Below are 14,346 nucleotides of genomic sequence, written 5' to 3' on the forward strand. Positions count from 1 at the left end.
TATGAGCGATCAATTGTTCAAGCGAAAGGGCGCGCTGAAGGTCGCCATGGTGGCCGGAGAGGCTTCCGGCGACCTGTTGGCGGCCCATTTGATGGACGCGCTGCGCGCGCATCGGAGCGATATCGAATTCGCCGGCATTGGCGGCCCGCGCATGGAGGCTCGCGGCTTCCACAGCATGGTGCCGCAGGAGAAGCTGGCGGTGCGCGGCTATTCCGAGGTGTTGAAGAGCCTGCCCGAGTTGCTGAAGATTCGCCGCCGGCTGCGCGAGCAGTTACTGGCGGAGCGTCCGGACGTGTTCATCGGCGTGGACGCGCCGGATTTCAATCTGGGCCTGGAGGCCGGATTGAAGAAGGCCGGCATTCCCACCGTGCACTATGTCAGCCCGTCGGTATGGGCGTGGCGGCCGGAGCGCATTCAGAAGATCGGCCGCGCGGTCAACCATGTGCTGTGCCTGTTCCCGATGGAGCCGCCGCTGTACCGCCAGGCCGGCGTGCCGGTCACCTATGTCGGCCATCCGCTGGCCAGCGAGATACCGCTGGAGCCGGACAAGGAGGCGATGCGAGACCAACTGGGACTGCCGCAGGGCGTGCCGGTGTTCACGCTGATGCCGGGTAGCCGCCGGAGCGAGCTGGAATACATGGCGCCCATCTATCTGGATACCGCGCGCCTGCTGCTCCGCGAGTATCCGGACGCCCAGTTCCTGGTGCCGCTGGCCACCCGCGCCACCATGGATCAGTTCGAGCAGATGCTGTACCGCTTCAAGGCGCGCGATCTGCCCATCCGCAGGCTGTTCGGCCATGCGCAGATGGCGACCATCGCCAGCGACGTGGTGCTGGTCACCAGCGGCACGGCGACGCTGGAGGTGGCGTTGACCAAGCGGCCGATGGTGATCAGCTACAAGCTGTCCGCCTTCACCTATCGGCTGGTCAAGCGCAAGATCAGGCTGCCGTACGTCGGTTTGCCCAATATCCTATGCGGCCGGTTCGTGGTTCCGGAGCTGCTGCAGAAGCAAGCCACGCCGCAAAAGCTGGCTGAAGAGATGCAACGGCTTTACACGGACTCCGCGGCGCGGTCCGATATGGAAAAGGCTTTCACCGAGCTGCATCTGGCTTTGAAGCAGGATACCGCCACCCGCGCCGCGCGCGCGGTGCTGGAGGTGGCGCGATGCCATTGATTTGCGGCGTCGACGAGGCCGGCCGCGGGCCGTTGGCCGGCGCGGTCTTCACCGCGGCGGTCATTCTCGACCCGGCCAAGCCCATCGCCGGTTTGGCCGACTCCAAAGTGTTGAGCGAAGCGAAGCGCGACGCGCTGGCGGAGTTGATCAAGCGCGACGCGCTGGCCTGGTGCATCGCCAGCGCCAGCGTCGAGGAGATCGACAAGCTCAACATCCTGCACGCCACCATGCTGGCCATGACGCGCGCGGTGGAGGGGCTCCCGGTGCGCCCGGACCTGGCGCAGATCGACGGCAACCGCGTGCCCAAGCATCTGCCGGTGCCGGGCGAGGCCATCGTCAAGGGCGACGCCAAGGTGGCGGCCATCTCCGCCGCGTCCATCCTGGCCAAGACCGCGCGCGACGCCGAGCTGGTGGCGCTGGATGCTTTGCATCCGCAATACGGTTTTGCCCGCCACAAGGGCTATCCCACCGCCGAGCATTTGGCCGCCATCGAAGCTCACGGCGTCCTGCCGGCGCACCGGAAGACCTTCGGCCCGGTCAGGGCCTGGCTGGCCAGCCACCAGGGAGCCTTGTTCTAACATGGCGGAGCAGGGCGGCAAGCGCTGTTTTCCGCCGGTGGCGGACGCCGATACCCGGTTGTTGATTTTGGGATCGTTGCCCGGCGACGCCTCTCTGGCAGCCAGCCAGTACTACGCCCACCCGCGCAACCAGTTCTGGCGCTTGCTGGGCGAAGTGCTGGGACGGGATCTGGTTTCCCTGCCCTACGACGAACGCCTGATGGCCTTGCGCGAGTCCGGCGTGGGCCTGTGGGACGTAGTGGCTCAGGCCAGCCGCAAGGGCAGCCTGGACGCCGATCTGAGGGAAATCCAGCATAACGACCTGAGCGATTTCGTCGCCAGCCTGCCCGCCTTGCGCGCGGTGGCTTTCAACGGCGCGACCGCAGCCAAGGCGGAAGCGCAGCTGGCCGGACTGGGCCTCGCCGTTGCGCGTTTGCCCTCGTCCAGCCCGGCGCATACGCTGGCCTACGAGGCAAAACTTGCGGTCTGGCGGCAGTTGGAACGATATTTAGACTTGTCAGCGTAATTTCGCACCCAGCCGGAGGGTTGCCGATGAACCGTTATTGCATCTGGTTTGTCACCACGGACGACAGCGTGATGCGTCGCGCGGAAGTCGCCATCAATGGCGTGATCCACAGCCATCAGGTGCTGGAGGAAATCGAGGGGCAGCTGGCCGGGGAGTGCGGTCTCAGCCAGGTGATGATCGTGGACTGGAAGCGCTTCGAAACGCCGGAGCAGGATGGCGGCCGGCTGGTGCGGGTGGCCTGATCGCTTCCCTAACGGCCTTCATGCCGCGAACCCGCGCCCGGACTGGCTGGCGGCGAGCCTAATCCGCAGGATTGTCCAGGTGTCCCTGCTCGACGCATGCTTGCCGGGTGGCCTGGAATTGGGCGATCACCTGCGCGATCTGCGGCGCCGGCGCGCAATTGGATTGCAGCGACTGGCTTTCCAGTTCCTGGCAGCGCTGGGCCAGGCTGGCGAAGCCCAGCGTCACCGCGCCGCCTTTCATGCCATGAGCCAGATGAAACAGGTTTTCCCGATCCGGTTGCCGCTGGTTGAGCCGCAATTGCCGGACCGACTCCTGGTGACTGGCGAAATATTGCTCCACCAACTGCCGGTATTGCTCATCGGATAGCAGTTCGACGAAGTCCGTGATGGTGCGCGCGTCGAGGACTGGTTCTTCCCTTGGTTGCGGCGCGGCGCTGGGCGCCGGCGGAAACTGTTTCTGCAGTACCGCCAACAGCTGATCGCGGCTCAGCGGCTTGGTCAGAAAGTCGTCCAGCCCCTGTTCCAGCATCTGTTGGCGCGTTTCCGGGAAGGCGTCCGCGGTCAGCGCGACGATGGGCATCCTGGGTGTCAGCGCCTTCTCCCGCAGTCCGCGCGCGGTCTTGACGCCGTCCATGCCCGGCATGTGCAGGTCCATCAGCACCAGATCGAAGGGTTGGGTTGCGGCCAGACGCAGCGCTTCGGGACCGTCCGAAGCCAGCGTTGGCTGCTGGTTCAGCCTTTCCAGCAGCGCTTGCAGATACTTGCGGTTGACCGCGTTGTCGTCCACCACCAGGATTTTCAACGGCCGGCTCAGCGTGTCGTGGCCGGCGAAGGGTTCGATGGCCTCGGCAGGGATGTCCGGCGCGTCGATCACCCTCAGAGGCAGCGTCAGCTGAAAGCAGCTGCCTTGGGCGGGAACGCTGCTGACCGAGATTTCGCCGCCCATCAGCCGGGCCAGGTTTTGCGAAATCTCCAGGCCCAGGCCGCTGCCGCCGTACTGGCGGGCGGTGGAGCCGTCGCCCTGGGAGAAGCGTTTGAACAGTTTCGCCTGGGTGGCCTGGTCCATGCCGATGCCGGTGTCGGTCACCACCAGCAGCAGCTGGGCCGTGCCGGGCTGCTCTCCCTGCGGCGCCGACGCGTGAACGGTGACGCCGCCGCGCTCGGTGAACTTGATGGCGTTGCTCAGCAGATTGAGCAATATCTGCCGCAGACGAGTCGGGTCCAGCTCCACCCATTCCGGAATTTCCGATGCCATGTCCAGGTTCAGCATCAGGCCCTTGGCCTGCGCCTGGGCGCTCATCAGATTGGCCACCTGGCGCAGCAGATAGGCCAGGTTGCAGGTGACCGGCGCCAGTTCCAGCTTGCCCGATTCCAGCTTGCTCGCGTCCAGCACGTCGTTCAGCAGCAGCAACAAGTGGCGCGCCGACTCTTCGGCCATGCGGATGTAGTTGGCCTGGTTGACGCTGGGGTGGGTGTCGGCCAGCAGCGCCAGCATGCCCAGCACGCCATTGAGCGGCGTGCGTATTTCGTGGCTCATATTGGCGAGGAAGACGCTTTTGGCCAGGCTGCCGGCTTCCGCCTGGCTGCGGGCCCCCTCCAGGCTATCGGTCAGCGTTTCCAGCGCCCGGCGGCGCTTCTCCAGTTGCCGCAATTGCCGGATCACGGTGAAGCCGAAACCGAAGATCAGCACCCATTCAAAGCTCATCAGCCAATTGCTGACCGTGATGTATTGCTGCATGGTGCGGTTTCGATTGTCCACCTGTAGGGCGGCCGCCTGGTTGGCCAGCAGGGACAGGTCGTGCAGGCCGTCGGACAAGGAGGCGGACAGTTGTTCCAGCCGCCCCAGCCGGCCAGGGTTGTGGACCGCCGGCGCTACGCTGAAATAGGCGTCGCCCTGACGGACGAAGGCATCCAGCCGGCTTTGCATCAGCAAGTACTGCGGCTGGTCCTGCAGCAGCAGCCGGTATTGGCCGCCGCGTATGATGCCGATGCGGCTGACGAAGATGTCGTAGCGCTGCTGCAACTGGTCCGGGGTGATTTGGGCGTGTTGCGCCGCGTGCAGGGCGGCGCGGAGATGGAGATTCTCCGCCTCCAGCTGGAAGTAGGCCCAGGTGATGTTGTCGTCCTGATAGAGCACCGCGCTGGTGAGCGTTTGGGATTGCCGGTGCTGGACATAGGCGGCTCCGGCGAACACGCATAGCAGGGTGATGCCGATGGCCGCCAGCATCCGCCAGGAAGTGGATTGCTCTTTGCCCTGGGTCATGGCCTCATTCCACCTGCAGCGACTTCAATTGCCAGGCGGAGCGGCCGTAGTAGATTTCCGAACGCAGCGCGGGTTGGTTGTCGTAGGGGTAGACGATGAACAGCGGCCCCTTGTCCCGCACCGGCATCGGCTTGCCGTTGAGCAAGCGGGCCAGCACCACCTGGTAGCGCGCGATGTCGTCCAGCGGGATGTCGGTCTTGTAATCGTTCAGCGCGATGGCTTTCAGCATGCGGCCTTTCGCGCCGACCAGGTTGAGCACGTCCTGCAGATAGGGGCCGGTGAAGCGGCTGACGCCCGGCAGCCATGGGGTGCGGGTGGCGATGGTGTGCTGCGGCAGCGCCGCGAGCATATCCATGTCGAACACCGCGTCGTTGTCGTGATTCTTGTTGCTGATTTGGCCGCTGATGGTCAGCACCACCTTGCCTGTGGGGCTGGGCAGCGGCGGGCTTTCGGCATGGCACGGCGGGATGGCCAGGAACAGCAGGATCAGGATGGCGCGACCGAGGGCGGGCATGGCTAGGCTCCTAATGTATTCCGGCTTCAAGCGGTATCGGAAAGGTTGGGCGCGGCGTGAAGGAAAACGCCGCGGTGTTTCAGCAGCCAGCGGCGAAAGCTTTCCGCGTCCACTGGAGGGGAAATGAAGGAGCCTTGGGCGATTTCTATGCCTAATTGCCGGCAAAGCTGCCATTCCGATTCCGTCGCCACGCCTTCCGCCACCACGTCCAGGCCCAGTTGACGCCCGAGTTCGGCGCTGGCGCGGACGATGGAGAAATTGGTCGGATTGCGCGCGGCGTCGATGACGAAGCCCTTGTCTATCTTCAGTTCGGTGAAGGGAATGCGCGACAGGCGGTCCATGCTGGCGAAGCCGGTGCCGAAATCGTCTATGGACAGCCGCGCGCCTTTCAGCCGCAGGCGGGTGAGCAATTCCAGCGCGCGCGTCGGATTGGCCATCAGGCCGGTTTCCGTCACCTCCACGATCAGGCGGCTGAAGGGGAAGCCGCAATCGTGGAGTATGCGTTCGAAGCGGGAAACCAGCGCGATTTCGTTCAGCGACTCCACCGACAGGTTCAGCGACATCGCCAGCGGCGTTTCGCTGGGCAGCCTGTCCATGATGACGGCAGCCTGCCGGAGCATCTGCAGGGTCAGCTCGGTGATCAGGCTGGAGTTTTCCGCCAGCTGGATGAACTGCTGGGGGCCTATCAATCCGAGCCGGGGGTGCTGCCATCGAGCCAGAACTTCGGCCGAGCGTATCTGGCCGCCTTCCATCGCGACCTGGGGTTGCAGAAAAGGACGGAGCTCGCCCTTGCCGATGGCGGCGCGCAGCTCGTCTTCCGTGGGCGGGGACACGACGCCTGGAACGTGGCGGCTGGCGGGGGGAGGCTGATTGATCAGGCGCTGCAGCGTCTGGTGGTTGATGGGCTTGGGCAGCACGCCGGCCAGCCATAGATCGTACATGCGGGCCAGCTCCGCCACCGACTCCATCACTCTTTCATCGAAGCTGCTGGAAATCAGCAGCATGCCCTGGAAGGCGCGCTCGCCCAGATGGCGGACGAACTCGATGCCGTCCATGCGCGGCATGTCGAGGTCGCAGAAGATCACGTCGAAGCGCCGATCGCCAGCGTCCAGCTGGATCAGCGCGTCCAGGCCGTCGCTGGCCACCACCACGTTTTCGTAGCCGAGGCGTTGCAACACCATCACGAGAAATTGCTGCGATACGGCATCGTCGTCTATGACCAGTATCTGGTGCATCGCCTCTCCCATGGCGCCAGACCGCCATACGGTGTGGATGCTGCAATTATAGTGATGGGTTTCCGGGCGGGTAAGAGGCCGCCCGGCGGGGAGTCAACTATCCTGGCCGATGTCCAGCTGGCGGATCTTGCCGTTCGCGTCCAGATGGAATTTGAAATAGGTGTTGAAATTGCCCCAACGGTCGCTGTGAAAGCCGCCGTACACGTCCAGACCCTGGTTTTCCACCCGGTCTATGCTGGTGAAGTGCTCGTGCCCCATCGCGTGTTCGCTGAATTTGTGGAAATTGGCTGGCAGTCCATCATCCGTCAGTGTCGCATCGGTGTTGAACTGCGCCATCCAGTTGGCGTGGTCGCCGTGTTGCAATGCCTCTATCGCCAGCCGCACAGCCGGCTGGGTGAGTATGTCCAGATTCATGAGGGTTCTCCTTGGTGCAACGCTTCCCGCTCGTCTCGATCTTCCTGGCAAAAGCCGCGCGCATGGCGATATCGCCTTGTTGTCGTCGCGGCGGAAGAGTCGAAAACAGGAGCAGTCCCGATAACTTGCAACTTTAAAGCCCTGCTCGCGCTGTCTGGAACGGCGCGGCAGAAGGTTCCGTCAGCCTGATGGTGGAGGACGGCAGACGTGGCCGGCGAGGCCATGCCGGTGGCGAATGCCACAGTACGCTATAGCCAACGAGCGAGGGGATTGCAATCAGCGGCTTGACCATTGTCGTGTCGGGCGCGCGGTTTGCCGCTACAATGGCGCCTCGTTGAATAGACACCAACCTATTACTGGATTTTTATGTTGCGCATCTCCGAACTCAAGCTGCCGCTGGACCACACGCCGGAGGAGCTGGCCGACGCCGTCGCCGGCTTTCTGAAAGCGCCGGCGGACGACGTTCGCGGCTTCACCGTGTTCAAACGCAGTTACGACGCCCGGAAGGGCGTGATGAGCCTGGTCTACATCATCGACGTGGATGTGGCCAATGAGGACAAGCTGTTCGCCCGCTTCCAGGGCGACCGCCGGGTGATGCCCACTCCGGACACCAATTATTACTATGTCGCCCAGGCGCCGGCCCAGTTGAAGCAGCGCCCGGTGGTGGTGGGCTTCGGCCCCTGCGGCATTTTCGCCGCGCTGATCCTGGCGCAGATGGGCTTCAAGCCCATCGTGCTGGAGCGCGGCAAGGAAGTGCGCCAGCGCACCAAGGACACCTGGGGTCTGTGGCGCAAGAGCGAGCTGAATACCGAGTCCAACGTGCAGTACGGCGAGGGCGGCGCCGGCACCTTCTCCGATGGCAAGCTGTACAGCCAGATCAAGGACCCGCGCCATTTGGGCCGCAAGGTGCTGACCGAGTTCGTCAAGGCCGGCGCGCCGGAGGAAATCCTTTACCTGGCCCGCCCGCACATCGGCACTTTCCGCCTGGTCTCCATGGTGGAGAACATGCGCGCCGAAATCATCGAGCTGGGCGGCGAAATCCGTTTCGAACAGCGCGTGGACGACCTGATTCTGGACGGCGACCGCGTGCGCGGCGTGAAGCTGGCGGATGGCAGCGAAGTGCTCAGCGACCACGTGGTGCTGGCGCTCGGCCACAGCGCGCGCGACACCTTCCAGATGCTGGAGAAGCGCGGCGTCTACATGGAAGCCAAACCGTTTTCGGTAGGCGTCCGCATCGAACACCCGCAATCGCTGATCGACGCGGCGCGCTGGGGCAAGTACGCCGGCCACCCGCTATTGGGCGCGGCGGACTACAAGCTGGTGCACCACGCCGGCAACGGCCGCGCGGTGTACAGCTTCTGCATGTGCCCGGGCGGCACCGTGGTGGCGGCCACTTCGGAAGAGAAGCGCGTGGTCACCAACGGCATGAGCCAGTATTCGCGCAACGAGCGCAATGCCAACTCCGGCTTCGTAGTCAGCATTTCGCCCGAGGTCGATTACCCGGGCGGCCCGTTGGCCGGCCTGGACTTCCAGCGCGAGCTGGAAAGCAAGGCATATGAATTGGGCGGCGGCGATTACTTCGCGCCGGCGCAGTTGCTGGGCGACTTCATGGCCGGCAAGGCATCCACCCAGCTGGGCGAGGTGGAGCCGTCGTACAAGCCGGGCGTGACCATGACCGATCTCGCGCGAATCCTGCCCGACTTCTGCGTGGAAGCGATGCGCGAGGCGATTCCGCACTTCGCCCGCCAGATCCGCGGCTACGATCTGCACGACGCGGTGCTGACCGGCCTGGAAACCCGCACCAGTTCGCCGTTGCGCATCACCCGCGGCGACGATGGCCAGAGCCTGAACATCAAGGGCCTGTTCCCGGCCGGCGAGGGCGCGGGTTACGCCGGCGGCATTTTGTCGGCGGGCGTGGACGGCATCAAGGTGGCGGAGGCGGTGGCCAAGGCCATGTCCGGCCAGTAAGGGATTGCACGCCAGCAGGCCGCCGCGGCTCGTCAGCCGCGGCGGCTTTTTGTTTGTCCATCCACATAATGTTCATCCAGGCGTCAAACGGCTGGCATCCGGCCTTGGCAGGATGCCGGTTTCGCTCGGGAGAACAATATGGATAGACGGAATTTCCTCAAAACCACGCTGGCCGGCAGCGGCGGCTGGCTGCTGGGCGCCGCCGCGCAAGCCGCGCCGGCTCTGATCGTGCCGGAGCGGCTGCGTCCGCAGGCGACTTCAGGCATCCAGATCGGCGATGTGGGCGCGGACCGGGCGATTGTCTGGGCGCGCGCCGACCGCACGGCGCGCATGCTGGTGGAGTGGGATGTCAGCGAGCGCTTCGCGGATCCTCGCAAGCTGCGCGGGCCGTGGGCCACCGAGGCCACCGATTTCACCACCCGCATCGATCTGAGCGGCTTGCCGGCCGGCGAGCAACTGTTCGTCCGCGTGCGCTACGAGGACGCCGCTTCGCCGCGCGCGCTGTCCGAGCCGCTGCTGGGCCGTTTCCGCACGGTATCGCGGCAGCCGCGCGACTTGCGCTTCGTCTGGTCCGGCGACACCGCCGGGCAGGGCTTCGGCATCAATCCGGATTGGGGCGGCATGCGCATCTATGAAACCATGCGCCGGCAGCAGCCGGACTTTTTCGTCCACTGCGGCGACACCATCTACGCCGACGGCCCGATGGCCGCCGAAATGACGGTGGAAGAAGGGAAAATATGGCGCAACCTGGTGACGCCCGAGGTGAGCAAGGTGGCGGAGACGCTGGACGAATACCGCGGCCGTTATCGCTATAACCTGCTGGACGACAATGTGCGGCGCTTCGCCGCCGAAGTGCCGCAGATCTGGCAATGGGACGACCACGAGGTGGTCAACAACTGGTCGGACAGCAAGAACCTGGCCGACGACGCCCGCTACCGCGAAAAGAGCATAGGCGTGCTGCAGGCCCGCGCGACGCGCGCCTTCATGGAGTACGCGCCGCTGCGCCATTACGGCGATCGCGAAAGCGAGCGGGTGTACCGCCGCCTGCCGCAGGGGCCGCTGCTGGACGTGTTCGTGCTGGACATGCGCAGCTACCGCGACGCCAACGGCGCCAATTTGCAGGCCGAGGGCGAGCCGGGCGGCGGCTTCATGGGGCGGGAACAACTGCGATGGCTGCTGGAGGGGCTGAAGTCGTCGCGCGCGGTCTGGAAGGCGGTGATGGCGGACATGCCGCTGGCGCTGCAGGTGGGAGACGGCAAGAACGCCGACGGCAGCCCGCGCTGGGAGGCGATGGCCAACGGCGACCACGGCCAGCCGCGCGGGCGCGAACTGGAGCTGGCCTGGCTGTTGCGGGAGATCAAGCGGCAGGACATCCGCAACGTGGTCTGGTTCACCGCCGACGTCCATTACACCGCCGCCCATCACTATCATCCGGAGCGGGCGGCGTTCGCCGGCTTCAATCCGTTCTGGGAATTCGTGTCCGGCCCGCTCAACGCCGGCACCTTCGGGCCGAACGCGCTGGACATGACTTTCGGCCCCAAGGTCGTATACCAGAAAGCCCCGCCCGCGCAGAACACCTCGCCGCTGGCCGGGATGCAGTTCTTCGGCCAGGTGGACATCGATGCCCGCAGCCGGGCGATGACGGTGAGGCTGAAGGATGTGGCCGGACAGACGCTGTTCACGCAGGAGTTGCCGCCCGCCTGATCGCGGCAAGCTTGCGCTTGGACCTCGGAGCCGTTGCCGCCGCGCGGCTTCGCGCCGGCGGTCATTCGGTCACGATATGGTTTTGGCAACAGAAGCTTAACAGTGTTATTGACATGGGCATTGTTCTGATCTAGATAAAATCATGCTTTTACAATGACAACGCCGCCGGCTGCGCGCCGGCCGGCCTTCGCGCCCGCGCATGACGCCATGCGCCGCGCCTTCTGCAATGGTATTCGTGGCCTGACTGTTCGATCCTGTCCGGGAGAAAGTCAATGGTGCGAATCGCGTCCCCCATCAGTGAAATCAAGGAACGTTACGAGGTTGTGGTGATCGGCTCCGGCTACGGCGGCGGCATCGCCGCGTCGCGGATGGCGCGGGCGGGCCGCTCCGTCTGCCTGCTGGAGCGGGGGAGGGAGATCATTCCCGGCGAGTACCCCGACACGCTGGCGGAAGCGACCGAGGAGTTTCAGGTCCACCACCCGGATGGCCACCTCGGCTCCCGCACCGGCCTTTACGATTTGCACGTCAACGCGCAGCAGAACGTGATCGTCGGCTGCGGCCTGGGCGGCACTTCGCTGATCAACGCCAACGTCTCGCTGCAGCCGGAGCCGCAGGTGTTCGAGGACCCGCGCTGGCCGGAAGGCGTGCGCGATCATGTGGACACGCTGTTGAAAGAGGGATACGCGCGGGCGCAGCAGATGCTGAAGCCCACGCCCTACCCGGAAGCCGCGCCCGCGCTGCCCAAGCTGCAGGCCAACCAGAAGTCCGGCGAACGCATCCAGGCCAAGCACGCGTTCTACCGGCCGCCGATCAACGTGACTTTCGAAAAGCTGCCGAACGATCTCAACCACGTCGGCGTCGAGCAGAAGCCCTGTAATTATTGCGGCGACTGCGTGTCCGGCTGCAACAACCACGCCAAGAACACCACGCTGATGAACTATCTGCCGGACGCCTGCAATCACGGCGCGGAGATTTTCTGCCAGGCATCGGTGCGCTACCTTGAGCGGGACGGCGACGGCTGGATCGTCCATTTCCAGTACGTCGGCACCGGGCGCGAGAAATTCGACGCGCCGACGCTGTTCGTCAAGGCGGACATCGTCATCCTGTCCGCCGGCACGCTGGGCTCCACCGAAATCCTGCTGCGCTCCCGCGCCGAGGGCCTGCCGCTGTCCGACCAGCTGGGCCAGCACATGAGCGGCAACGGCGACATCCTCGGCTTCGGCTACAACAACGGCGACAAGATCAACGGCATCGGCTTCGGCACGCACTCTGCCAAGGAGGTCGGCCCGGTCGGCCCCTGTATCACCTCCATCATCGACATGCGAGACGAGAGCGGCTGGCGGCGGCGCATGGTGATAGAAGAAGGCTCCATTCCCGGCGCCATCGGCGGGGTGATGGTGCCGGCGATGGCCGCAGCGTCGGCCGAGCTGGGCCAGCCTTCGGAGACCGGCGCGCTGGCCAAGATCAAATACGCGGCCAGGGAGGTGGAAAGCGCGCTGCGCGGGCCTTACCACGGCGCGATGAACCGGTTGCAGACCTATCTGATCATGAGCCATGACGACGGCGCCGGCCGGATGGTCTTGGACGATCACGACCAGCTGCGGCTGGATTGGCCTGGCGTCGGGGAGCAACCCAACTTCAAGATCGGCAACGACAGGCTGCAGGAGGCCACCCGGGCTCTGGGCGGCATCTATGTGCGCAATCCGATCTGGACCGATCTGTTCAAGCACAGCCTGATCACCGTGCACCCGCTGGGCGGCTGCGTGATGGGGGAGGACGCCGGCCAGGGCGTGGTCAACCACAAGGGCCAGGCGTTTAGCGGAACGAGCGGGCGCGATGTCTATCCCGGCTTGTATGTGACCGACGGCTCGGTGATTCCCACCTCGCTGGCGGTGAACCCGCTGTTCACCATCTCGGCGGTCAGCGAGCGGGCGATGGCGCTGCTGGCCGCCGACCGCGGCTGGAAGATCGACTACACGCTGCCGTCGGCGCCGCGCCGCGCGCCGCAGCCGCAGTCGGACAAGCCCGGCATCGAATTCACCGAGACCATGAAGGGCTTCTTCTCCACCGCCCACCGCCAGCCGGCGGGAACCGATCTGGCCGCGTACGAGGCGGCGGCCCAGGCCGGCCGGGATGCCGCTTCGACCATGGGCTTCACCGTCACGGTGGCGTCCGACGATCTGGATCGGTTGATTTCCGACCCCAGCCATCCGGCCACCATCGTCGGCACGCTGAACGCGCCGGCCCTGTCGCCGCTGCCGCTGACGGTCAGCCACGGCGTGTTCAACCTGTTCGAGGAGTATCCGCAGCAGGTGGGCGAGCGGCACATGAATTACAAGATGCGCTTGAGCGCCGAGGATGGATCCGAGTACTTCTTCAGCGCGTTCAAATCGGTGCCCAGCGATCACGGCCCGCTCAAGATCTGGGCCGATACCAGCACCTTGTACGTGACGGTGTATCAGGGCGTGGACGATGGCGGCGAGGTGGTCGGCAGCGGGGTGCTGCACATCGAGCCGGCCGACTTCGCGCGGCAGATGACCACGATGAAGGTGCTCAACGTCTCCAGCGAGGCGGAACGGCTGAAGCAGCTGGCCCGCTTCGGCGAGTATTTCGCCGGCGTGCTGTGGGAGAGCTACGGCGGGGTGCTGGCGCCGAATGTCTACTTCAATCCGGACGCGCCGCCGCGCAAGAAGCGCCCGCTCAATGTCGGCGCGCCCGAGGTGGCGTTCTTCCCGACCGACGACGGCGTCAATCTGCGGCTCACGCGCTACAACGGCGGCGGCAAGGGGCCAGTGATGCTGGTGCACGGCCTGGGCGTAGGGTCGAACATCTTCTCCACCGACACCATCTCCACCAATCTGCTGGAGTACCTGTACCAGCACGGCTACGACGTGTGGCTGCTGGACTTCCGCGTCAGCATCCTGCTGCCGGCCAGCCCGCAGCAGTGGGACGGCGACCAGGTGGCGCGTTACGACTACCCGGCTGCGATCCGGACGATACGGGCAGCCACCGGCGCGGCCGACGTGCAGTGCGTGGTGCACTGCTACGGCGCCACCACCTTCTTCATGTCCATGCTGGCCGGGCTGGAGGGGGTGAGGTCGGTGGTGTGCTCGCAGATCGCCGCCGACATCGTGGTGCCGGCCGCCACCCAGGTGAAGACCGGTCTGCATCTGCCGACGGTGCTGGACAAGCTGGGCGTGCAATCGCTGACCGCCTACACCGCGTCCGACTCCAATTGGTTCGAGAAACTGTACGACACCGCGCTGAAGGGCTATGCGCTGGCGGAGGCGCAGGGCTATTGCAACAACCCGGTCTGCCATCGCATCACCTTCATGTACGCGCCGCTGTACCGTCACGAAACCCTGAACGAGACCCTGCACGACAATCTGCACGAGCTGTTCGGGGTGGCGAACATGCGCACCATGGAGCATCTGGCGCGGATGTGCCGCGAGGGGCGGCTGGTGTCCTTCGACGGCGATGACATCTACATGCCGCACTTCGACCGGCTGCAGCTGCCCATCCTGTTCATCAGCGGCGAGCAGAACGAGTGCTACCTGCCGGAAAGCACCGAGCGCACGTACGACAAGCTGGTGCAGCGTTTCGGGCCGGAGCGTTACAACCGGCTGGTGGTGCCGGGCTACGGCCACATCGACTGCATGTTCGGCAAGAACGCGGCGGCCGATGTCTACCCGGCCATCGTCGCCCATCTGGACAAGACCGCAGGCGGCTGAGGCGAAAGCGCCGGGGCC

General features: G+C 65.1%; 11 protein-coding genes. 7 read left to right on the top strand and 4 right to left on the bottom strand.

Features of this window, described 5'->3' with window-relative positions:
• Position 1 precedes the first annotated feature (1 nt).
• The 4 genes from lpxB to ACX17K_RS00875 are packed head-to-tail and all read left to right on the top strand — an operon-like array spanning position 2 to position 2,499.
• The gene (gene lpxB / locus ACX17K_RS00860) at positions 2-1,174 is read left to right on the top strand and encodes a lipid-A-disaccharide synthase (RefSeq protein WP_021477847.1); all 1,173 of its coding nucleotides are present in this window, start codon (positions 2-4) and stop codon (positions 1,172-1,174) included.
• A complete protein-coding gene (gene rnhB / locus ACX17K_RS00865; protein WP_231163822.1) occupies positions 1,165-1,752 on the top strand; it encodes a ribonuclease HII in 588 nt (195 codons plus the stop codon). Before lpxB ends, rnhB begins: the two co-directional genes overlap by 10 nt.
• Position 1,753: 1 nt before the next feature.
• Positions 1,754-2,257, top strand: a complete 504-nt coding sequence (locus ACX17K_RS00870) for a DNA-deoxyinosine glycosylase (RefSeq protein WP_493773286.1) — start codon at positions 1,754-1,756, stop codon at positions 2,255-2,257.
• Between the two features lie 26 nt (positions 2,258-2,283).
• The gene (locus tag ACX17K_RS00875) at positions 2,284-2,499 is read left to right on the top strand and encodes a hypothetical protein (protein WP_021477844.1); all 216 of its coding nucleotides are present in this window, start codon (positions 2,284-2,286) and stop codon (positions 2,497-2,499) included.
• Positions 2,500-2,557: 58 nt separating this feature from the next.
• On the opposite strand, the gene ACX17K_RS00880 is transcribed toward ACX17K_RS00875, so the two are convergent.
• The 4 genes from ACX17K_RS00880 to ACX17K_RS00895 form a co-directional block, all read right to left on the bottom strand.
• Positions 2,558-4,762, bottom strand: a complete 2,205-nt coding sequence (locus tag ACX17K_RS00880; protein WP_493773287.1) for an ATP-binding protein — start codon at positions 4,760-4,762, stop codon at positions 2,558-2,560.
• A gap of 4 nt (positions 4,763-4,766) precedes the next feature.
• Entirely contained in the window at positions 4,767-5,276 is a 510-nt protein-coding gene (locus tag ACX17K_RS00885; protein ID WP_493773288.1) for a putative pterin-binding protein, read from the bottom strand.
• 26 nt (positions 5,277-5,302) lie between these two features.
• Positions 5,303-6,511: an EAL domain-containing response regulator gene (locus tag ACX17K_RS00890; protein ID WP_493773289.1), complete on the bottom strand. Its 1,209-nt coding sequence runs from the start codon at positions 6,509-6,511 to the stop codon at positions 5,303-5,305.
• A gap of 93 nt (positions 6,512-6,604) precedes the next feature.
• Positions 6,605-6,925: a hypothetical protein gene (locus ACX17K_RS00895; protein WP_021477840.1), complete on the bottom strand. Its 321-nt coding sequence runs from the start codon at positions 6,923-6,925 to the stop codon at positions 6,605-6,607.
• Between the two features lie 366 nt (positions 6,926-7,291).
• Between ACX17K_RS00895 and ACX17K_RS00900 the strand changes: the two genes are divergently transcribed.
• The 3 genes from ACX17K_RS00900 to ACX17K_RS00910 all read left to right on the top strand — a co-directional run bounded on the left by ACX17K_RS00900 (position 7,292) and on the right by ACX17K_RS00910 (position 14,328).
• Positions 7,292-8,893, top strand: coding sequence for an NAD(P)/FAD-dependent oxidoreductase (locus tag ACX17K_RS00900; RefSeq protein WP_493773290.1), 1,602 nt, complete (start codon positions 7,292-7,294; stop codon positions 8,891-8,893).
• 138 nt (positions 8,894-9,031) lie between these two features.
• Positions 9,032-10,597 carry an alkaline phosphatase D family protein gene (locus ACX17K_RS00905; protein ID WP_493773291.1) on the top strand — a complete coding sequence of 522 codons (1,566 nt, stop codon included), beginning with the start codon at positions 9,032-9,034 and terminating at the stop codon, positions 10,595-10,597.
• 272 nt (positions 10,598-10,869) lie between these two features.
• On the top strand, positions 10,870-14,328 hold the full coding sequence (locus tag ACX17K_RS00910; protein WP_493773292.1) for a GMC family oxidoreductase N-terminal domain-containing protein: 3,459 nt from the start codon (positions 10,870-10,872) through the stop codon (positions 14,326-14,328).
• The last annotated feature ends 18 nt before the right edge of the window (positions 14,329-14,346 follow it).

The organism is Chromobacterium sp. INPA-IVC (genome assembly GCF_059047085.1).